The sequence below is a fragment of the Pseudomonas sp. DSP3-2-3 genome, assembly GCF_049898225.1.
Lineage (GTDB): Bacteria > Pseudomonadota > Gammaproteobacteria > Pseudomonadales > Pseudomonadaceae > Aquipseudomonas.
Window position 1 is genome coordinate 1 of sequence record NZ_JAFCXH010000034.1, and the last position, 20,172, is coordinate 20,172.

18 protein-coding genes are annotated in these 20,172 nt (G+C 59.6%); 8 read left to right on the forward strand and 10 right to left on the reverse strand.

What is annotated here, in order from left to right; genetic code table 11:
• Positions 1-218 precede the first annotated feature (218 nt).
• From ACP7E4_RS26335 to ACP7E4_RS26345, 3 genes are all read right to left on the reverse strand, one after another.
• Positions 219-992 (reverse strand): MetQ/NlpA family ABC transporter substrate-binding protein, encoded by a 774-nt coding sequence (locus ACP7E4_RS26335; RefSeq protein WP_331149907.1) that lies wholly within the window; start codon positions 990-992, stop codon positions 219-221.
• A gap of 65 nt (positions 993-1,057) precedes the next feature.
• On the reverse strand, positions 1,058-1,732 hold the full coding sequence (locus ACP7E4_RS26340; RefSeq protein WP_426118691.1) for a methionine ABC transporter permease: 675 nt from the start codon (positions 1,730-1,732) through the stop codon (positions 1,058-1,060).
• A complete protein-coding gene (locus ACP7E4_RS26345; RefSeq protein ID WP_426118692.1) occupies positions 1,732-2,739 on the reverse strand; it encodes a methionine ABC transporter ATP-binding protein in 1,008 nt (335 codons plus the stop codon). The genes ACP7E4_RS26340 and ACP7E4_RS26345 overlap by 1 nt, the downstream gene beginning before the upstream one ends.
• A 372-nt stretch (positions 2,740-3,111) precedes the next feature.
• Here ACP7E4_RS26345 and katE point away from each other — a divergent pair, with 372 nt between their 5' ends.
• On the forward strand, positions 3,112-5,259 hold the full coding sequence (katE, locus tag ACP7E4_RS26350) for a catalase HPII (RefSeq protein ID WP_426118693.1): 2,148 nt from the start codon (positions 3,112-3,114) through the stop codon (positions 5,257-5,259).
• Between the two features lie 114 nt (positions 5,260-5,373).
• On the opposite strand, the gene ACP7E4_RS26355 is transcribed toward katE, so the two are convergent.
• The 4 genes from ACP7E4_RS26355 to ACP7E4_RS26370 are packed head-to-tail and all read right to left on the reverse strand — an operon-like array spanning position 5,374 to position 8,188.
• A complete protein-coding gene (locus ACP7E4_RS26355) occupies positions 5,374-6,090 on the reverse strand; it encodes a PA5502 family lipoprotein (RefSeq protein ID WP_426118694.1) in 717 nt (238 codons plus the stop codon).
• Between the two features lie 37 nt (positions 6,091-6,127).
• The gene (gene znuB, locus ACP7E4_RS26360; protein ID WP_426118695.1) at positions 6,128-6,916 is read right to left on the reverse strand and encodes a zinc ABC transporter permease subunit ZnuB; all 789 of its coding nucleotides are present in this window, start codon (positions 6,914-6,916) and stop codon (positions 6,128-6,130) included.
• Complete coding sequence (gene znuC, locus ACP7E4_RS26365) at positions 6,909-7,706, reverse strand: zinc ABC transporter ATP-binding protein ZnuC (protein WP_426118696.1); 798 nt, start codon at positions 7,704-7,706, stop codon at positions 6,909-6,911. Before znuC ends, znuB begins: the two co-directional genes overlap by 8 nt.
• On the reverse strand, positions 7,706-8,188 hold the full coding sequence (locus ACP7E4_RS26370; RefSeq protein ID WP_426118698.1) for a Fur family transcriptional regulator: 483 nt from the start codon (positions 8,186-8,188) through the stop codon (positions 7,706-7,708). Before ACP7E4_RS26370 ends, znuC begins: the two co-directional genes overlap by 1 nt.
• Positions 8,189-8,255: 67 nt before the next feature.
• On the opposite strand from ACP7E4_RS26370, the gene ACP7E4_RS26375 reads away from it, so the two are divergent.
• Positions 8,256-9,179: a zinc ABC transporter substrate-binding protein gene (locus tag ACP7E4_RS26375; protein WP_426118699.1), complete on the forward strand. Its 924-nt coding sequence runs from the start codon at positions 8,256-8,258 to the stop codon at positions 9,177-9,179.
• A gap of 129 nt (positions 9,180-9,308) precedes the next feature.
• Here the strand turns inward: ACP7E4_RS26375 and ACP7E4_RS26380 are convergent, their stop codons facing one another.
• Entirely contained in the window at positions 9,309-10,259 is a 951-nt protein-coding gene (locus ACP7E4_RS26380; protein ID WP_426118701.1) for a homoserine kinase, read from the reverse strand.
• Positions 10,260-10,295: 36 nt separating this feature from the next.
• Entirely contained in the window at positions 10,296-10,583 is a 288-nt protein-coding gene (locus ACP7E4_RS26385; protein ID WP_020293359.1) for a DUF2782 domain-containing protein, read from the reverse strand.
• A gap of 74 nt (positions 10,584-10,657) precedes the next feature.
• Here ACP7E4_RS26385 and polA point away from each other — a divergent pair, with 74 nt between their 5' ends.
• Positions 10,658-13,420 carry a DNA polymerase I gene (gene polA / locus ACP7E4_RS26390; protein ID WP_426118702.1) on the forward strand — a complete coding sequence of 921 codons (2,763 nt, stop codon included), beginning with the start codon at positions 10,658-10,660 and terminating at the stop codon, positions 13,418-13,420.
• 255 nt (positions 13,421-13,675) lie between these two features.
• On the opposite strand, the gene yihA is transcribed toward polA, so the two are convergent.
• Positions 13,676-14,320: a ribosome biogenesis GTP-binding protein YihA/YsxC gene (gene yihA, locus ACP7E4_RS26395; RefSeq protein WP_331149897.1), complete on the reverse strand. Its 645-nt coding sequence runs from the start codon at positions 14,318-14,320 to the stop codon at positions 13,676-13,678.
• A gap of 355 nt (positions 14,321-14,675) precedes the next feature.
• Here yihA and ACP7E4_RS26400 point away from each other — a divergent pair, with 355 nt between their 5' ends.
• From ACP7E4_RS26400 to ACP7E4_RS26420, 5 genes are all read left to right on the forward strand, one after another.
• Positions 14,676-15,290: a c-type cytochrome gene (locus ACP7E4_RS26400; RefSeq protein WP_426118703.1), complete on the forward strand. Its 615-nt coding sequence runs from the start codon at positions 14,676-14,678 to the stop codon at positions 15,288-15,290.
• Positions 15,291-15,667: 377 nt separating this feature from the next.
• A complete protein-coding gene (locus tag ACP7E4_RS26405; protein WP_426118704.1) occupies positions 15,668-16,300 on the forward strand; it encodes a thiol:disulfide interchange protein DsbA/DsbL in 633 nt (210 codons plus the stop codon).
• A 12-nt stretch (positions 16,301-16,312) separates the two neighbouring features.
• Complete coding sequence (locus tag ACP7E4_RS26410) at positions 16,313-17,191, forward strand: endonuclease/exonuclease/phosphatase family protein (RefSeq protein WP_426118705.1); 879 nt, start codon at positions 16,313-16,315, stop codon at positions 17,189-17,191.
• Positions 17,188-19,257 (forward strand): diguanylate cyclase, encoded by a 2,070-nt coding sequence (locus ACP7E4_RS26415; protein WP_426118707.1) that lies wholly within the window; start codon positions 17,188-17,190, stop codon positions 19,255-19,257. The genes ACP7E4_RS26410 and ACP7E4_RS26415 overlap by 4 nt, the downstream gene beginning before the upstream one ends.
• Before the next feature lie 77 nt (positions 19,258-19,334).
• Positions 19,335-20,111, forward strand: coding sequence for an N-acetylmuramoyl-L-alanine amidase (locus ACP7E4_RS26420; RefSeq protein ID WP_426118747.1), 777 nt, complete (start codon positions 19,335-19,337; stop codon positions 20,109-20,111).
• The last annotated feature ends 61 nt before the right edge of the window (positions 20,112-20,172 follow it).

The window sequence follows — 20,172 nt, forward strand, 5'->3', positions numbered from 1 at the left end:
CACCCAATGTTGGCCAGAAGCCGATGATGCTTCCTCGAATAGGCCTTATACATAGATGCAACCGGGTAGCAGTGTTCAAAAGCAGGTTGAAAGTGTGGGCGAGTCCATACATAGGAGCGGCTTTAGGAGCGGCTTTAGCCGCGAGGATGATGTTCTTGGGTAGAGCCCAATAACGCCTTCCCGGCTAAAGCCGGTCCCACGTGTCTGCTGGATTCAAATCAGAACGCTGGAACCACAGCGCCTTTGTACTTCTCAAGAATGAACGCTTTCACTTCCGGGCTCTGCAAGGCGGCGACGAGTTTCTTGACTGCGTCGGCGTCCTTGTTCTCGGTGCGGGTCACCAGGATGTTGGCGTAAGGCGATTCGGCACCTTCGATGATCAACGCGTCCTTGGTTGGATCAAGCTTGGCCGACAGCGCGTAGTTGGTGTTGATCAACGCCAGGTCAACCTGAGTCAGCACCCGAGGCAGGGTTGCCGCTTCCAGTTCGCGAAACTTGAGGTTTTTCGGGTTTTGCAGCACGTCTTTCGGCGTCGCCAGAATGCTGGTCGGGTCCTTCAACGTGATCAGGCCAGCCTTGGCCAACAGCAGGAACGCACGGCCTTCGTTGGTGGCATCGTTGGGAATCGCGACGTTGGCGCCATCCGGCAGCTCGGCCAGGGATTTGAGTTTGTCCGAGTACGCACCGAACGGTTCGACGTGAACCTTGCCGACGCTGACCAGATCAGTGCCTTTGCCTTTGTTGAACTCATCCAGATACGGCTGGTGCTGGAAGAAGTTGGCGTCCATGCGCTTTTCCGCAACCTGCAGGTTGGGCTGCACATAATCGTTGAAGACCTTGATCTGCAGGTCCACGCCTTCTTTGGCCAGCGTCGGTTTCACGAACTCGAGAATCTCGGCGTGGGGCACGGCACTGGCGGCGACGGTCAGGGTTTCATCGGCGTGCGCGGACAACGCGGCAACAGCGGCAAATACGGCCAACAGCTTTTTCATGGATCAACTCCCTTGAGTGCCCGCCGTGTGGCGGGCCTTTGCTGGTTAAAAACCAGCCAATTCAATTAGCGGTGTGTGTAGTGCGCGACCAGTTTGTCGCCGATGGTTTGCAGGATCTGCACCAGCACCAACAGCAATACGACCGTCACGAACATCACATCGTTCTGGAAACGCTGGTAACCGTAGCGAATCGCCAGATCACCCAAGCCGCCAGCGCCCACGGCACCGGCCATTGCAGTAAACGATACCAACGCAATCGCGGTCACAGTAATCGCCGCAAGAATGCCGGGGCGCGCTTCAGGCAGCAGCGCCTTGACGATGATCTGCCGCGTGGTGGCGCCCATGGCCTGGGTCGCTTCAATGATGCCTTTGTCGACTTCACGCAGCGCAGTCTCGACCAGTCGCGCAAAGAACGGCGTGGCTCCGGCGATCAGCGGCGGCAAGGTGCCGAGGATTCCCAGTGAAGTGCCGGTGATGATTTGCGTCAGCGGCATCATGACGATCAGCAGAATGATGAACGGCAAGGCGCGCAGCAGATTGACCACCACCGACAGCACCGAATACAGCGGCTTGTTTTCCAGCAACTGACGCGGCGAAGTGAGGAACAGCAGCACGCCCAGCGGCAGGCCGAACAGCACCGTGAAGCCCAGCGAAACCAACAGCATGTTCAAGGTATCGCCGGTGGCAATCCAGATTTCCTGCCAGTCAACGTTGGAAAACAGTTCGATGAAAGCTTGCATCAGCGCAGCACCTCCATGTCGACATCCGCAGCGGTGAAGCGCGCGAATGCGGCGTCCATGTCGCCGCCAGTAATCGCCAGCGTCAGTTGCCCGTAAGGGGTGTCTTTGATGCGGTCGATACGACCGGCGAGGATGCTGTAGTCGACGCCGGTTTCCCGGGCGACAGTGCCCAGCAGCGGCGCATAAGTCGCCTGGCCCTGGAACGTCAGGCGCACGATGCGGCCTTCGACGTGGGCGAAGTCATCGCGCTGTTCGCTTTCGTCGATCTGCTCATGTTCCTGAACAAAGCGCTTGGTAGTCGCGTGCTGTGGATGCAGGAACACATCAGCAACGGTGCCTTGCTCGACGATCACACCGGCATCCATCACCGCCACGTGATCGCAGACGCGACGAATCACATCCATCTCGTGGGTGATCAGGACGATGGTCAGCTTCAACTCGCGATTGATCTCCGCCAGCAGTTGCAGGACCGACGCCGTGGTTTGCGGGTCCAGCGCACTGGTGGCTTCGTCACAGAGCAGGATTTTCGGCTTGGTGGCCAGGGCGCGGGCGATGCCGACGCGTTGTTTCTGGCCGCCGGACAGCTGCGACGGATATTTCTTCGCGTGATCGGACAAGCCGACGCGCTCCAGCAATTCGGCCACGCGCTGGTTGATCTGGCTGCGGGACATGTCGCCCGCCAGCGTCAGCGGCATGGCAACGTTGTCGGCCACGGTCTTGGACGCCAGCAGGTTGAAGTGCTGGAAGATCATCCCGACCTGCTGACGAAAGCGTCGCAAGCCGTTGGCATCCAGTGCCGTGACGTCTTCGTCATCGACAATGATCTGCCCGCCGCTCGGGGTTTCCAGGCGATTGATCAGGCGCAGCAAGGTGCTTTTGCCCGCGCCGGAATGGCCGATGAGGCCGAACACCTGGCCGTCTTCGACGCGCAGGCTGGTGGGGTGCAGGGCCGGAATTTCCTTGCCTGCCACCCGATAGGTTTTGTGGACGTTATGAAACTCGATCACGTAGCGAACCTTGTGGGGGCGCGGTAAAAAATCAGCGCAGTGGCAGGACGCGCACGGGCTGCTTCGCAGCGGCTGGATAAGCCGGGCGCGCATTTTAGCCTGTCCGCCGGGAGGTATTTAGCATTTATTTCATAAGCACCCTGCCAAATTGGAATAAGGCGATCAATGGTTTCGTAAAAACGGCGCGGCTGGAGCGCGACCCACTCGATACCGGCCAACCGAAGATTGAAAAATTCACGGAACGGCTGATTTTCTCCCCGGTCACTAAATGAGCACCGCGACTTCCCCCTGAACCGTGCGGGGGAGTGCCGCTTGTTTGAGCCCTGCCGAATCGAGCATACGGGCCATTCTGAACCGAGGAGTTTTTGCCTGATGGCTACTAACAAGACACCCATTGCACCCAGCACCAAAAGTGACCTGGCCGGCACCGACACGCTCGACCGGGGCAATACCAACGAAAAGCTCGAGAGCCTCGAACAGTTTCGCTCCGACGCCACCAATCAGGCACTGCGCACCAATCAGGGCGTGAAAGTTTCCGATAACCAGAACACGCTGAAAGTGGGCGCGCGTGGTCCATCGCTGCTTGAAGATTTCATCATGCGCGAGAAGATCACCCACTTCGACCACGAGCGCATCCCGGAGCGTATCGTCCATGCTCGTGGTACCGGCGCTCACGGTTATTTCCAGACCTATGAAAATCACTCAGCGCTGAGCAAGGCCGAATTTCTGCGCGATCCGGGCAAGAAAACCCCGGTATTCGCACGCTTCTCTACCGTACAAGGCCCGCGCGGTTCAGGCGATACGGTCCGTGACGTGCGTGGTTTCTCAGTCAAGTTCTATACCGGCGAAGGCAACTACGATCTGGTCGGCAACAACATGCCGGTGTTTTTCATTCAGGACGCGATCAAGTTTCCGGACTTTGTTCACGCCGTGAAACCCGAGCCGCATAACGAAATCCCCACCGGCGGTTCTGCTCACGACACGTTCTGGGATTTTGTTTCGCTGGTGCCGGAATCCGCGCACATGGTGCTCTGGACCATGTCCGACCGCGCCATCCCGAAAAGCCTGCGCACCATGCAAGGCTTCGGTGTACACACGTTCCGCATGATCAACGCCGACGGCAAGTCGAGCTTCGTCAAGTTCCACTGGAAACCGAAGTTCGGCACCTGTTCGCTGGTCTGGGACGAAGCGCAGAAACTCGCCGGCAAGGACACGGATTTCCACCGCCGCGACCTGTGGGAATCCATCGAAACCGGTGATTACCCTGAATGGGAGCTGGGCGTGCAGATCGTGGCCGAGGAAGACGAGCACAAGTTCGACGTCGACCTGCTGGATCCGACCAAAATCATCCCTGAAGAGCTGGTACCGGTCACGCCGCTGGGCAAAATGGTGCTCAACCGCAACCCCGACAACTTCTTTGCAGAAACCGAGCAAGTCGCGTTCTGCCCAGGCCACATCGTGCCCGGCATCGACTTCTCCAACGATCCGCTGCTGCAAGGTCGCCTGTTTTCCTACACCGACACGCAGATCAGCCGTCTCGGCGGGCCGAACTTCCACGAAATCCCGATCAACCGTCCGGTTGCACCCAATCACAATGGTCAACGTGATGCGCAGCACCGCACGACGATCGACAAAGGCCGCGCAGCTTACGAGCCGAATTCGATTGACGGCGGCTGGCCGAAAGAAACCCCGGCTGGCCCGGTAGATGGCGGCTTCGAGACGTATCACGAGCGTGTTGAAGCGCACAAAGTACGTGAGCGCAGCGAATCGTTCGGCGATCACTTCTCTCAGGCAACGCTGTTTTTCAACAGCATGAGCCACCATGAGAAAGAGCACATAATCGCCGCGTACAGCTTTGAGCTGGGCAAAGTCGAGCGCGAACACATCCGTGCGCGTCAGGTGAATGAAATCCTGGCCAACATCGATCTGGAACTGGCCAGCCGCGTTGCCGCGAATCTGGGCCTGCCAGCACCGAAAGCCGGAACCGTGCCCGCCAAATCGACTTCCATCAAGGAATCGCCGCTGCTGAGCCAGGCCAACCTGCTTTCCGGGGACATTGTTTCGCGCAAAGTGGCAATTCTGGTCGCCAATGGCGTCGACGACAAAGCGGTGGCTGCGATGAAGGCCGCGCTGGAAGCGCAAGGTGCACATTGCAAAGTGCTGGGCCCGACTTCGGCGCCGGTGAAAACCGCTGGCGGCGCGACTCTGGCCGTGGACGCGTCAATGGAAGGTCTGCCTTCGGTTGCGTTTGACGCGGTGTTCATTCCGGGCGGTGCCGCTTCGGTCAAGGCACTGAGCGGCGACGGCGTGGCGCTGCACTACGTACTGGAAGCCTACAAGCACCTCAAGGCCATTTCGTTCAGCGGCGAAGCCAAGGAATTGGTGACATTGCTGCATCTGGATCTGGATGCCGGTTTGCTGGAAGTCACGGATAGCGCGTCGTTCAAGACGTTCTTTGACGCGATTGCCCAGCATCGGGTCTGGGCTCGCGAGCCTAAGGCCAAGGCAATTCCGGCTTAAGGCTGTAAGTATTGTGGGAGCGAGCTTGATCGCGAAGGCATCTGTACATCCGCCGGCTATCTACTGGCTGATACACCTTCGCGAGCAAGCTCGCTCCCACTTATTTGTCGTTCTTTACAACTGAGCAGGCTTGAGCACGATCTGAGCCTTCTCATTGCGCTCGATCACGCGGCGCAGATCCAGCTCGAAATCCGGATTGATCTTGTTTACCCGTTTGGTCAGCAACGTGGCCAGCCATGGGTAGTCTTCGGTGCGCGGTACTTGCAGCACCACATCACAATTGAAAGCGACTGTATCAGCGGCGATGGCATCCAGTTGGCGACGCAGTTGCACCATATCGTCAATTTTCAATGCGATGGTCGTGCTTTCGGCGGTCGGGTCAACGAGCTTGGCAATGCGCTTGGCTTCGGCTGCTTTCAGATCGGCTTCGGCTTTATCGAGCTCGGCTTTACGCGCGTGAGCAATGGCGCCGTTGACGCCACTGGTCAGCGCCGGAGCCTTGGGCATCAGCGCACGTGCGCGGCTTAGCGCCGTTGCGGCAGCATTGACGTCACCCTTTTGCAGCACGATCTGGCTGCGGCTCAGATAAGCCTCGGCCAGACGCCGCTGAAACTGCTCCAGACGGATATCCGTGGGCGCCGCAGTCTGCAGCGCAGCCAGCTGATCTTCGGCGGTCGCCAATTCATTGCCGGCGATGCTTTGCTCCAGCTGCGCAAAGGCGTCGGGAGGTGTCGCGGGCGCGGGCACCTCAACCGTGGGCGCACTCTGACAGGCACCCAACAGGATGGAAAATGCGGCAAGCAGCAGATAACGGGATGCAAACGGCTTCATTCCTGCGATTCTCTAATTGCGCAAAAAACGAGCAAGTCTACACCGCCCGCTTGGGTAGAACAAAACTCAGCAGAAACAGCGCTGCTGCCGACACCACAATCGAGGGTCCGGCGGGGGTGTCCTTGAACCATGACATGGACAATCCAATACACACCGCAGCCACGCCCAGCACGCTTGCGCCCAGTGCCATCTGCTCCGGCGAGCGGGCGTGACGCTGTGCCGCAGCGGCCGGAATGATCAGCAGTGAAGTGATGAGCAACACACCGACAATCTTCATTGCCACGGCAATGACCACCGCAATCAGCAGCATCAAGGTCATGCGCAGCGCCGCCACGGGCAAACCTTCGACTTTGGCCAGCTCTTCATGCACGGTAATTGCCAGCAACGGCCGCCACAGCGCGATGATCAACACCAGCACCGCCGCCGCGCCGCCAAGAATCCAGGCCAGATCCGTCGGGCTGATCGCCAGCAGATCGCCGAACAGATAAGCCATCAGATCGATGCGCACGTCGTGCATGAAGCTCAGCACCACCAGGCCCAGCGACAACGTACTTGGCGCCAGAATGCCCAGCAGCGTGTCCGACGCCAGCGGCTGACGCTGTTGCAGGGTCACCAGCAAGATTGCCAGCAGCAGACAGCCGACAGTCACTGCGATGGTCGGGCTGACATCCAGCAGAAAGCCCAAGGCAACGCCCAGCAATGCCGCGTGGGACAACGTATCGCCAAAATAAGCCATGCGCCGCCAGACTACGAACGAGCCCAAAGGCCCGGCCACCAGCGCCAGCGCCAGACCGGCAAGCAAGGCATACAGTAGAAAATCAGCCATGCTTGCAGCTATCTCCATGGACATGGTTATGGGTATGAGTCGCAGGATCGGCAGCTTCCGCCACGACTTCGCCATGTAGATCATGGGCGTGGTCGTGATGGTGGTGATAAATCGCCAGACTCTGAGCGTTTTTGCCGAACAGCTCGACGAACGCCGGGTCATGACTGACTTGCTCCGGATGGCCGGAGCAGCACACGTGGCGATTCAGGCACACCACTTGATCGGTGGTGCTCATCACCAGATGCAGATCGTGGGAAACCATCAACACGCCGCAGCCGTGACGATCCCGCAATCGGGTAATCAGGCTGTAGAGCTCGGCCTGGCCGGCAACGTCGACGCCTTGCACCGGCTCGTCCAGCACCAGCAATTCCGGCTCGCGCAACAACGCCCGGGCGAGCAGCACGCGCTGCATTTCCCCGCCGGAAACACTCTGCAATGGGCTGTCGATGACTTTTTCGGCACCGACTTCGGCCAACGCGGCAAGGGCTGCCGCGCGATCCACACCCGGCACCAGGCGCAAGAAGCGCAGCACCGACAGCGGTAATGTCGCGTCGATGTGCAACTTTTGCGGCATGTAGCCGACGCGCAGTTTCGGTTTGCGCCAGACCGTGCCGGAATCCGGGGTGAGCAAGCCAAGAACTGCGCGCACCAGGGTGGTCTTGCCCGCGCCATTGGGGCCGATCAGGGTGACGATTTCACCCGGTTTGACGCTCAGCTGGATGTTTTCCAGCACATTCTGCCCGGACAGCGTGACGCGCACCTGCTCAAGGGTGATCAGTGCATTGCTCATCAGGCTGCCTTGCAGCCGGAACAGATACCGACGATTTCCACGGTCTGGCCTTCCACCGCGAAGCCGACTTCGGCAGCGGCGGCAATGACGGCATCACTGATGGCCGGATGCTGCAGCTCGATGGCGGCGTGGCATTCCCGGCAAATCAGGAACTGACCCTGATGCGCGTGGGTCGGGTGGTTGCAGCCGGTGAAGGCGTTAAGCGACGCAATGCGATGCACCAGACCGTTTTCCAGCAGGAAATCCAGCGCCCGGTAAACCGTCGGCGGCGCGGCGCGGCGGCCGTCTTCTTCGCTGAGGACCGCAAGGATGTCGTAGGCACCCAAGGGTTTATGACTGTGCCAGACCAATTCCAGGACGCGACGACGCAATGCGGTCAGACGCAGGCCTTTCTCGGCGCAAAGCGTATCGGCTTCGGCGAGCGCGGTGTGCACGCAGTGGGAGTGATCATGGGGACGACTGGCCAGCGGTGTTTTAGGCATGAGCGGCGACGATATTTGTGAGAGACGTTATTATGTTACCTGTTCCCGCCGTCAATGAGTGGCCCACGTGCACCGTCTTTTTGCCCTTTTTATCGCTTTATCGGCCAGTTTCCTGGCAAATGCCCCGGCCCAGGCCGAGGTTCGCGTCCTCACCAGCATCAAGCCATTGCAGCTGATTGCCGCCGCTGTGCAGGACGGCGTTGGTTCGCCGCAGGTGCTGCTGCCGCCGGGAGCGTCGCCGCATAACTACGCCTTGCGGCCATCCGACGTGCGGCGCGTTCGCGACTCGGATCTGCTCTATTGGATAGGCCCGGACATGGAAAGCTTCCTGCCGCGCGTGCTGAAAAATCGCACGTTGCCTACTGTCGATGTCCAGTCGCTGCCCGGCATGCGCCTACGCCACTTTGCCGCCGACAGTGCTTCCCATGAGGAAGAAGACCCGGACGAGCACGACCACGATCACCGTCCCGGCAGCCTGGACGCGCATTTGTGGCTGTCATCGCTCAATGCCCGGGTGATCGCCGCGAAGATGGCCGGCGACCTGAGCGCTGCGGACCCGGCCAATGCTGCGCGTTACAGCAGCAATGCCAAGGCCTTCAGCACGCGACTGGACGCGCTGGATACGCGGATCAAGGCTCGCGTCGCGGGAATTTCCGGCAAGCCGTATTTCGTGTTTCACGAAGCGTTCGATTATTTCGAAGATGCCTACGGCCTCAAGCATGCCGGCGTGTTCAGCGTCGCCGCCGAAGTCCAGCCGGGCGCCCAGCACGTCGCGGCCATGCGCAAGCGGCTGACCGAAATGGGCAAGACCTGCGTCTTCAGCGAACCGCCCTTGCGCCCACGCCTGGCCGAAACCCTGACCGCAGGCCTGCCAGCTAAACTGGCGGAACTCGACGCACTGGGCAGCGACACCCCGATCAACGCCCAGGGCTATGAGCTGTTGCTGAGCACACTTGGGGATGATCTGGTTGGGTGCCTGGAGTCGCTTTGATCCAGGCATAGTTGGAGCGAATCACTGAACCTGTTGGAGCCGAGCTTGCTCGCGAAGAACGATAACCCGGTGTATCTGGCTCACCGAGGCGTCTGATTTCGCGGGCAAGCCTCGCTCCTCCACTGTCACCTACAACGCAAACGGCAGCGGAATATGCGTTTCCTGGCGTTGTTCCAGGCGTTTCTGGAATTCCATCGGGTCATGGATCAGCACGTCTTGTCCGGCATTGGATTCGGCGGCAATCAGGCGCGACAACCAGAACCTGACGCAACCGACGCGCAACATGGTCGGCCACAGCTCGGCTTCGCTTGAGTTAAAGGGGCGCAGCGTAGCGTAGGCACCGAGCATGGCGCGGGCGCGTTGTGGGTCGATCTGACCGTCTTCCCGCGAGCACCAGTCGTTCAGCGCGATAGCCAGGTCATACAGCATCGGCCCGGAACACGCGTTATAGAAATCGATCAGCCCGGTCAGGTGCGTGCCTTCGAACAGCGCGTTGTCGCGAAACAGATCCGCATGCAGATTTGAACGCGGCAGCGCCATGATTCCCGGCTTGAGCCGCTCGATTTCGTCCAGCGCGGCTTTCAGCAACTGACCCGACGCCGGGTCAAGGTGGGAAACCAGTTCGGCCCCTTCAGTCAGCATCCAGTCCAGCCCGCGATCAGTCTTGCGCTCCAGCACGTGTTCGCGGGTCGCCAGGTGCAGATGGCCCAACAGCTCACCAATCTGCACGCAATGCTGCGTGTTCGGCTCGCTGATGTGCTTGCCCGGCAGGCGCGGCTGCAACAGCGCCGGTTTGCCCGCCAGTTCGCGCAGCGCGCTGCCGTCCGTGGTGCGCAGCGCGTAAGGCACCGGCAGGTCCGCTTCGTGCAGCACATCCAGCAATTCAATGAAGAACGGCAAATCCTGAACCGGCCCGCGCTCGACCAGAGTCAGGACGAATTCGCCCTGCTCCAGGCTGATGAAGTAGTTGGTGTTCTCGCTGCCGGCGGCGATGCCTTGAAAATCGCGCAGACGGCCAAGCCCGTAAGGGGCGAGAAAAGTTTCCAGCTCGGGCCGAGCCAGAGGGGTGAACACGGACATATCAGGACTGCCAGCAATAAAAGTGAATGTGGGACGTTACCACTCGAATATTTTCCACGAAGGAATCAGCATATCCGGCTGGTCTGAACGAATGAAATTGGCGTCAGTGCCGTCGGCACGCACCAGAAAATAAGGCTTGCCGCCCTTGGGCGTAATCTTGATTGCATACAGAAATCCGTTCTGGCGGTACTCCTGGATGGTCTTGTCGCCTTCGGTGCGGATTGTTACATCTGGATCTGCCGACGGTGCATCGTCCGCAGCAACAGCAATCAGCGGGCAGAATGCAAACAGGCCAGCCAGCAACAAGCGATTTGTCGTGCGCATGATAACCTTGTCCCTTTGTCGTCAATGGTCCGCGCATTCTAGCGCCGACCCCGCCGAAAAGGTTGATTCTGCTCATGAGCCAAGCTCCCCTCGTCCTGGTGGACGGTTCTTCATACTTGTATCGCGCCTTTCACGCGCTGCCACCGCTTGCTACGTCCAAAGGCCTGCCCACCGGCGCGGTCAAAGGCGTGCTGAACATGCTCAAAAGCCTGCGCCGGCAATATCCGGAAAGCCCTTTCGCGGTAGTTTTCGACGCCAAAGGCGGCACATTTCGCGACGATCTCTACGCCGAATACAAAGCCAATCGCCCAAGCATGCCGGATGATTTGCGGGTGCAAATCGATCTGCTGCACGCCTGCGTCAAAGGCCTGGGCTACCCATTACTGTGTGTCGATGGCGTCGAAGCGGACGATGTGATCGGCACGCTGGCGCGCAGCAGCGCGGCGGCAGATCGCCCGGTGATTATCTCCACCGGCGACAAGGACATGGCGCAGCTGGTCGACGGGCACATTACCTTGGTCAATACCATGACCGGTAGCGTGCAGGACGTGGCTGGCGTGAAGGAGAAGTTCGGTGTCGGTCCCGAGCACATCATCGATTATCTGGCACTGATGGGTGACAAAGTCGACAACATTCCCGGCGTTCCTGGCGTTGGCGAAAAAACTGCCGTGGGCTTGCTGGTGGGTATCGGCGGCGGCCTGAAAGAGCTGTACGAAAACCTTGACGTGGTAGCAACGTTGCCGATTCGCGGGGCGAAAAACCTGGCGGCCAAGCTCGAAGAGCATCGCGCTATGGCCTTCCTGTCCTACGAACTGGCGACCATCAAGATCGATGTGCCGCTGGACATCGAACTCGACGCGCTGCACTGCGGCGAGCCGGACCGCGAAGCCTTGCTGGAGCTGTACGCCGAGCTGGAATTCAAAAGCTGGATCGAAGACCTGCATCGCGATGCGCAGCGTGCCGGCCTGGAAGTCGCCATCGCCGAAGCGCCGCCGACGAGCGAAACCCAATACGAAACCATCCTCGAACAGGATCAGCTCGACAGCTGGCTGAAAAAACTCAATGCCGCCCAGCTGGTCGCCTTCGTCACCCAGAGCAACGGCCTGGATGCACAGCGTGCGCAGTTGGTCGGCCTGTCGTTCGCGGTGCAGTCCAACGAAGCCGCTTATATTCCGCTGACGCACTCTTACATGGGCGTGCCGCAGCAGCTGGATCGCGACCATGTGCTCAAGCAGCTCAAGCCGCTGCTGGAAGACCCGAGCAAAATCAAGGTCGGTCAGCACGCCAAGTTCGACATCAACATTCTGGCCAACTGCGCCATCGACGGCGAGCAGAGCCAGGGCATTACCGTGCGCGGCCTGGTGTACGACACCATGCTCGAATCCTATGTGCTGGACTCAACCGCGACGCGGCATGACCGGGAAAGCCTGGCGCTGAAATACCTCGGCCATACCACCACCAATATGCAGGCCATCGCCGGCAAGGGTGTGAAGCAGCTGACCTTCGACCAGATTTCCCTGGAACTGGCGGCGCAATACGCCGCAGAAGAAGCCGACGTAACCTTGCGCCTGCATCAGGCATTGCAGGAAAAGCTCAACGCAATTCCAAGCCTGCTGCCGGTGCTTAATGAAATCGAAATGCCGTTGGTGCCGGTTCTGGCGGGTATCGAACGCCAAGGCGCGCTGGTCGATGCGAAATTACTCGGCATCCAGAGCGTGGAGCTGGGCGACAAGATGGTTGCCCTTGAGCGTGAAGCATTCGAGATCGCCGGGGAAGAATTCAACCTCGGTTCGCCCAAGCAGTTGGGGGTGATTCTTTACGAAAAACTCGGCATGCCGATCCTCAGCAAAACCGCCAAAGGTCAGGCGTCCACGGCCGAAGCCGTGCTGGCGGAACTGGCCGAGCAGGGTTTTCCGCTGCCGACCGTGCTGATGCAGTACCGCTCCATGAGCAAGCTGAAAAGCACTTACACCGATCGCCTGCCGGAGCAGATCAACCCGCGCACCGGGCGTATTCACACGTCTTACCATCAAGCGGTGGCGGTGACCGGGCGCTTGTCTTCCAGCGATCCAAACCTGCAGAACATCCCGATCCGCACCGCCGAAGGCCGCCGGATTCGTCAGGCCTTCGTCGCGCCCAAAGGTTACAAGCTGCTGGCGGCGGACTATTCGCAAATTGAACTGCGCATCATGGCGCACCTGGCCAAGGATGAAGGGCTGCTGCATGCGTTCCGCAACAACCTCGATGTGCACCGGGCGACGGCTGCCGAGGTCTTCGGCGTCGAGCTTGAAGGCGTCACGACGGACATGCGCCGCAGCGCCAAGGCGATCAACTTCGGTCTGATCTACGGCATGAGCGCGTTTGGCCTGGCCAAGCAGATCGGCGTCGACCGCAAGCAGTCGCAAGCCTATGTGGACCGCTATTTCGCCCGTTATCCCGGCGTGCTGGCTTACATGGAACGCACGCGTACCCAGGCCGCCGAGCAAGGTTTCGTCGAAACCATCTTCGGCCGCCGACTGTATCTGCCGGACATCAACGCCAAGAACCAGGCCCTGCGCAAAGGCGCCGAACGCATGGCGATCAACGCGCCGATGCAGGGCACCGCCGCCGACATCATCAAGAAAGCCATGGTCGCGGTGAACGGCTGGCTGGAAGAGTCGGGCCTGGATGCGCGGGTCATCCTGCAAGTGCACGACGAACTGGTTCTGGAGGTTCGCGAGGATCTGGTGGATCAGATCAGCGAGCAGATTCGTCCGCACATGAGCGGTGCGGCGCAACTGGATGTGCCGCTGCTGGTTGAAGTAGGTGTCGGCAACAACTGGGACGAGGCGCACTGATATCGAAACAGCAACCGCAAGCGTGCGACATGGCGTCGCACGCTCGGGGCTTGTCGATTCTGGAGAATTTCAGCGGGCCAGGAACTTAAGCCGTGAAAATCGAGTCAGAGTTCTCGATTGGCAGCGAAGCCGATCAATGCTCCTAGTTGTGTTAAGTGTTGGCAGATATTCAGACCCCACCCTAAAGGTCTGAAAACTTAGACCCCAGACTTCCCCTCCCCATACGAAGTCCGGGGTTTTTTTTGCCTGCGTTTTTTACTGGGCAGACTCGGCCGGCGCCTTGTCTTCCAGTTCCATCCAGCCGGCCAGCACGGTATAGGCGTCTTCCAGGCCCATGCGCTTGGGGGCCGAGAACAACTGGATACTGACCGCATCGCCCCAACCCTTGCGGATGTCGGCCTGAACCTTGAGCAGCACGTTCTTCGCGGCGCCGTAGGTCAGTTTGTCGGCCTTGGTCAGCAGGATGTGCATCGGCATGTGGCTGGCAATCGACCAGTCCAGCATCAGCAGGTCGAAGTCGGTCATTGGATGACGGATGTCCATCATCAGAATCAGACCCTTGAGACTTTCGCGGCTACCCAGATAGGCTTCCAGGTGGCGCTGCCAGTGCAGCTTGAGCGGGATCGGCACCTTGGCGTAGCCGTAACCCGGCAAGTCGACCAGACGACGCTCATCGTCCAGCTTGAAGAAGTTCAGCAGCTGAGTTCGGCCGGGGGTTTTTGAAGTACGAGCTAGACTGGCATGAGTCAGGGTATTGAGCGCGCTCGATTTGCCCGCGTTGGACCGCCCGGCGAAGGCGACTTCAAAGCCCTCGTCGTCAGGGCACTGATCGACTTTGGCAGCACTGAGCATGAAGGTGGACTGTTGGCACAGGCCGAGGATGGGGTTCTTGAGTTGCATGTGATTTCCGGTGAGGGCGGTGCCTGCAAGGGGTGCGGCAAGAGGTGTCGTTTCCGTTTCAGTAGCGCCAGTATATAATGCCGCAGATTTTGTGTGTGCTTTGTCCTGAGAACAGGGCCAAGATCACAACCTGAGCGAGACATAAAGATGCGCATTAGAACGCAGTCCGCTTTGAACCTGAAAAGGTTTCGTGAAGTATGAAGGCTTTGGAGTTGCCTGTGTCCGGTAGTTCAAAGCGATGCCGCCGCGTGGATTGTGCAAGGACAGCAGTAGCGAGGATTTGCGAACCTTCATCTTCGGATGAGCGAGTCATCTCCTACATAACTTTTCACCTTTAGCCGATTTGGATTACCTGATGAACAAAATACTCGTGAGTCTGCTGTTGACCTTGGGCATCTGCGGTGCGGCGCAGGCTGCTGGTGAGGTTGGAAATCCTGCCGCTGGCCAGACCAAAGCCGCCATGTGTGGCGCCTGTCATGGCCCGGACGGCAACAGCATGGCCCCGAATTTCCCCAAGCTGGCAGGCCAGGGTGATCGTTATCTGCTCAAGCAGCTGCACGAAATCAAGGACGGCAAGCGCGTCGTCCTGGAAATGACCGGTCTGCTGACCGCCCTCAACGATCAGGATCTGGCCGACATCGCGGCTTATTTCGCCAGTCAGAAAGGCAGTGTCGGCGCTGCCGATCCAAAACTGGTTGCCCAGGGTGAAGCACTGTTTCGTGGCGGCAAGCTCGATCAAGGCATGCCCGCCTGCACCGGTTGCCACTCGCCTAACGGTGTCGGCAACGCGCAGGCCGGCTTCCCTCATCTGGGTGGCCAGCATGCGGACTACATCAAGAAACAGCTGATCGCTTTCCGCGAAGGCGACCGTACCAACGACGGCGACACCATGGTCATGCGCTCCATCGCCGCCAAGCTGAGCAACAAGGATATCGATGCGCTGTCGCAATATATCCAGGGCCTGCATTAAGCACGCAGATCCTTTAGGAGATTCTATGGTCCGGATGTCTGGCTATGTGTGAGGGGCCTTTGTGGGAGAGGACTTGTCCTCGATAGCCAGCCCCGACGCCCCTGATCCGCCTGACCCACATGCAGCGCTGAAGTTGCAGCCATCGAGGACAAGTCCTCTCCCACAGGGAAATGCAGTCGACCAATGCGGCAAGCCTGACACACCGCGTTACCGTTCTTTGCGGGCGAGCATCGCTCCAACGGGTTTTCAACTGAAAAAGGGCAGCTTCGGCTGCCCTTTTTTATAGTCGCCAGCGTTACACTAGCGAACTCGCGCCAACCCGTCCGGTCCAAAGCCGGTCGTTTGAAGGCGACTCAAATCTGTCTCAGGAGTAAAGCATGCGTAATTTGATCCTCAGCGCCGCTCTGGTTGCCGCCAGTTTGTTTGGTATCACGGCGCAAGCAGCCGAGCCTATCGAAGCAGGTAAGCAGTACGTCGAGCTGAGCAGCGCCGTCCCGGTTTCCGAGCCAGGCAAGATCGAAGTCGTGGAACTGTTCTGGTATGGCTGCCCGCATTGCTACGCATTTGAACCGACGATCAACCCGTGGGTTGAAAAACTGCCTGCTGACGTGCACTTCGTGCGCATTCCTGCGATGTTCGGCGGCCCTTGGGACGCACACGGTCAACTGTTCATTACCCTGGAAACCATGGGTGTAGAGCAAAAGGTTCACGCCGCAGTATTCGAAGCGATCCAGAAGGGCGGCAAGCGTCTGACCGACAAAAACGACATGGCTGACTTCCTGGCCACTCAAGGCGTAGACAAGGACAAGTTCCTGAGCTCTTTCGACTCATTCGCAGTGAAGGGCAAGATCGCCCAGTACAAAGAACTGGCCAAGAAGTACGAAGTTACTGGCGTACCGACCATGATCGTCAACGGCAAATACCGTTTTGACCTGGGTTCCGCAGGTGGTGCAGAGCAAACCCTGCAGGTCGCCGATCAGCTCATCGCCAAAGAGCGAGCGGCCAGGTAAGCGGCGCCTGCCATGCGGCGCTGGAGAACGGAACGGATCGTTGGCCGACACGACCCCAGGGTCAACGAACACCATGTGCTGGAAAGCGGCTTGCCGGCCGATGGTCGGCTGCGCTTGCTCAGCTTCAACATTCAGGTCGGCATCAGCACTGAGCGTTATGGTCATTACCTGACGCGAGGCTGGCAGCATTTGCTGCCTCATGGTGGCCGCGCCGGCAATCTGCAGAAAATCGGCGATCTGCTGGGCGACTTCGATCTGGTCGCCTTGCAGGAAGCCGATGGCGGCAGTCTGCGCTCCGGCTACGTCAATCAAGTGGAGCACCTGGCCCAGCTCGGTGCCTTCCCTTACTGGTATCAGCAGCTCAATCGCAACCTCGGACGCTTCGGCCAGCACAGCAATGGCGTGCTCAGCCGTTTGCGACCGACAGCCATCGAAGATCACCCGCTGCCGGGTCCGGCCGGGCGTGGCGCGATTCTGGTGCGTTTCGGCGAAGGTGCGGATGCGTTGATCGTGGTCATGATGCATCTGGCCCTCGGCGCACGCACCCGAACCCGTCAGTTGGCTTATATCCGCGAGTTGATCGGCGACTATCGCCATCAAGTCCTGATGGGTGACATGAACACTCACGCGTTGGACTTGCTGGAAAACTCGCCGCTGCGCGACCTAGGCCTGCTCGCACCGCAGATCGAAGCGACGTTCCCCAGCTGGCGACCGCAGCGTTGCCTTGATCACATTCTGCTCAGCCCGACCCTGACGCTGGAACGGGTTCAGGTCCTGGCTCAACCGATCTCGGACCACCTTCCCGTTGCCGTGGAAATTCGTCTGCCCGCATCCATGACCCAGGATTCATTACCGGTACCCAGCACGGCCAGTAGCGAGCCCATTGCATGAGCGATGAAGCGGAGCGCTGGAAAGAAAAGTACCTGACGGGCATCGAGCAACAAGACAAGCTCGAAAGACGTTGGGAAGCTCGCCTCGACCTCCTGCGACGCGGTCTGGTGCGCAGCAGTCTGGCGGCGGAAGGCTCGGATCGCGCGGTCGACCAGTGCATGAAGGAAATGCGCGAAATCGTCCGCAAGGACGACATGGACGCCGGCCTGGCCGCGCTTATCCCGCGCCTTGAAAAAGCCGTGCTGGACTCCGAGCAACGCCGGGAAGTCCGCGCCAGCCAGATCAGCAGCGCTTTGACTGCCTTGGTTACGCAATTGCAATCATTGCCGCTGCCCAAGGATGTGCGTAAACCGCTGAAGAAATTCGCCAAGGATCTCGAAGAGCGCGCCTCCCAATCGCGGGAGCTGCCGCTGCTGCTGGGGGAATTGAGCGGGCTGCAAGGTCAGGCGCTGACCATGATGGACAAGCCCGAAGAGGCGTCGCGCCCCGGATTGTTGCAGCGCTTGTTTGGCAGCCATGAAACCCCGACTGACGCCGCCATCCCTGACGCTGAACACATACAACGTCCCGCCGCAGAGCATTATCAGCCTGAGCAAAACCATCAGGTAGAACCGGTTGCCGCACCCGATCACGCCCCTGAATTGGCGCCTGTCGTTGTGCCGGCTCAGGCTCAGCGAGACGAAACCGCTGACACGCCGCAAGCGCCGATTGACGAAACGCCATCGCCCGTAGCGGCCGAAGTCTTTGAACCGGCTCCTGAATCACCAGTGCAGCCAGTACAGCTCGATGCGCCGCAGCCACTCAGTGAGCCGCCAATCCTCGTCGCTGCGGTAGCGGTCGAGGCGCTGGTGATCGAGGATCTGCTTACGCCCACGCCCTCTGTGCCTTTCGAGCAGTTGCCTGAAGTTGTGGTTGAAGCTGTGGGTGAAGCGCCGCCGGAGGAAGAAGACAGCGACAGCGATGAGCAAGTGCTTGACGGGGAAGATGCTGGCTTTGCGCTCCCCGCCTCGCCCGAACCCAGTTACAGCTCGGTGGCCGTTCACATCGAACAGACGCTGCTGGGGCTGCTCAATGATCTGACGCTTCCGGAACACCATCGGCCCCAGGCCGAGGCGATGCGCAAACGTCTTGAACATGGCCTGAACTGGTACGAACTGCTGCCGATCCTCGATGATCTTGCCGTCTTGATGCTGGCCATTACTGATACCGGTCAGCATGAGTTCGAAATCTATCTCAAGCAGCTCAACGAGCGCCTGGAGTCGTTTCAAAGCAACCTTCAGGCGGCAAGCGCGGGCTATGCCGATAACCAGTCGGCTTCCCGCGACCTCAACAGCCAGCTTCGCGAGCAAGTCGATGGCCTGCAAAGCAGCGTGCAGGACGCCCCGGACCTGACCAGCCTCAAGCGCGTGCTTGAGAACCGGCTCGAAGGCCTGTTGAGCACGATGGATCAACATCAGGTGCAACGCGATGCGCGCGAGCAGGAAGTCGCCGAGCGCCTGCAAAGCCTGGCAACCCGTGTTGCCACCATGGAACAGGAAGCCCTGGGTTTCCGTGGCCATCTTGAAGAACAACGCCAGAAAGCACTGGTCGACCCGCTTACCAGCCTGCCCAACCGTGCCGCCTGGGGCGAACGTCTTGAGCAGGAAATGGCCACATGGCAGCAGAACAAAAACAGTCTGCTGGTGTGCATGCTCGACCTCGATCACTTCAAGCGCATCAATGATGGCTTTGGCCATCTGGCGGGCGACCGGGTGCTGAAGATCATTGCGACGGTGTTGAAAAAACGCCTGCGCAGCAGCGACTTCATTGCGCGCTTCGGCGGCGAGGAATTTGTCTTGCTACTACCCGCAACGGCGGTCGGTGCCGGGCTAACCCTGCTCGACGAGCTGCGCGCCGCGGTCGAGCTTTGCCCGTTTCACTTCAAGGGCGAGCCGGTGACCGTCACTGTTTCAATGGGTGTCACCGCATTTCGCGCGGGCGAGCGTAGCGATGTAGCGCTCAAGCGTGCCGATCAGGCGCTGTATCGAGCCAAGGAAAACGGCCGCAACCGGATCGAACAAGGGTGACCGATTGTGACTGCGACAAGCGTTATCGCCGCAGTACGTTATGCTCACCCTTTTACTGCCAGCGTGTGCCGATGTTCATGAAGCTGTTTTTCCCCGCCCTGTTACTCCTCGCGCTGACGGCCTGCACCAGCGGGCCGCGCCTCGACACCAGTCATGCCTCGGTGAATTTCGACAATCGCGTGCAATTCGTGGTGGTGCATTACACCTCCGCCAACCTTGAGCGTTCGCTGTCCCTGTTGACCCATGGCGAAGTCAGCAGTCATTACCTGATCGGTGATACGCCGCCGACTATTTACAAGCTGGTCGATGAATCTGCCCGAGCCTGGCATGCTGGAGAAAGCGAGTGGGAAGGCCGAACCTGGCTCAATTCAAGCTCGATCGGCATTGAAATCGTCAATCCCGGTTTCAGCGACACACCCACCGGACGCGCCTGGTACCCCTACACCGAAGGCCAGGTTCAGGCGCTGATCGTGCTCCTCAAGGATATCGTCAAACGCAATCACATCGATCCCCGGCACATCATCGGCCACAGCGATATCGCGCCGCTGCGCAAGCTCGATCCAGGCCCGTTGTTCCCTTGGAAGCGACTGGCTGCAGAAGGCCTGGGTATCTGGCCAGACGAAAGGCTGGTTGCCCAGGAACAGGCATCGCTGATGGACACTTTGCCGAGCATTTCCTGGTTTCAGCAACAACTGGCGCGCCTGGGATATGAAACCCCGCAGACCGGCGAGCTGGACGTCGCCACGCGTCACGTCCTCGCGGCCTTTCAGATGCACTATCGCCCCGAACGCTTCACGGGTGATCCGGACGCCCGCACCGCCGCGCTGCTCAAGGTACTCAACCGGTCCAAATGATAATTTTCGTTTGGCTGCCGATTTAATCGGGCGATTTTCTGGCTTGTTGCTAACCTGAAGG

Coding starts and splice junctions, on each gene's coding strand:
- ACP7E4_RS26385 (WP_020293359.1), bottom strand. CDS start 10,583: ATGCGCACGACAAATCGCTTGTTGCTGGCTGGCCTGTTTGCATTCTGC.
- znuB (WP_426118695.1), bottom strand. CDS start 6,916: ATGGCTGATTTTCTACTGTATGCCTTGCTTGCCGGTCTGGCGCTGGCG.
- ACP7E4_RS26335 (WP_331149907.1), bottom strand. CDS start 992: ATGAAAAAGCTGTTGGCCGTATTTGCCGCTGTTGCCGCGTTGTCCGCG.
- ACP7E4_RS26415 (WP_426118707.1), top strand. CDS start 17,188: ATGAGCGATGAAGCGGAGCGCTGGAAAGAAAAGTACCTGACGGGCATC.
- ACP7E4_RS26370 (WP_426118698.1), bottom strand. CDS start 8,188: ATGCCTAAAACACCGCTGGCCAGTCGTCCCCATGATCACTCCCACTGC.
- znuC (WP_426118696.1), bottom strand. CDS start 7,706: ATGAGCAATGCACTGATCACCCTTGAGCAGGTGCGCGTCACGCTGTCC.
- ACP7E4_RS26355 (WP_426118694.1), bottom strand. CDS start 6,090: ATGAAGCCGTTTGCATCCCGTTATCTGCTGCTTGCCGCATTTTCCATC.
- katE (WP_426118693.1), top strand. CDS start 3,112: ATGGCTACTAACAAGACACCCATTGCACCCAGCACCAAAAGTGACCTG.
- polA (WP_426118702.1), top strand. CDS start 10,658: ATGAGCCAAGCTCCCCTCGTCCTGGTGGACGGTTCTTCATACTTGTAT.
- ACP7E4_RS26380 (WP_426118701.1), bottom strand. CDS start 10,259: ATGTCCGTGTTCACCCCTCTGGCTCGGCCCGAGCTGGAAACTTTTCTC.
- ACP7E4_RS26410 (WP_426118705.1), top strand. CDS start 16,313: ATGCGGCGCTGGAGAACGGAACGGATCGTTGGCCGACACGACCCCAGG.
- ACP7E4_RS26400 (WP_426118703.1), top strand. CDS start 14,676: ATGAACAAAATACTCGTGAGTCTGCTGTTGACCTTGGGCATCTGCGGT.
- ACP7E4_RS26405 (WP_426118704.1), top strand. CDS start 15,668: ATGCGTAATTTGATCCTCAGCGCCGCTCTGGTTGCCGCCAGTTTGTTT.
- ACP7E4_RS26340 (WP_426118691.1), bottom strand. CDS start 1,732: ATGCAAGCTTTCATCGAACTGTTTTCCAACGTTGACTGGCAGGAAATC.
- yihA (WP_331149897.1), bottom strand. CDS start 14,320: ATGCAACTCAAGAACCCCATCCTCGGCCTGTGCCAACAGTCCACCTTC.
- ACP7E4_RS26420 (WP_426118747.1), top strand. CDS start 19,335: ATGAAGCTGTTTTTCCCCGCCCTGTTACTCCTCGCGCTGACGGCCTGC.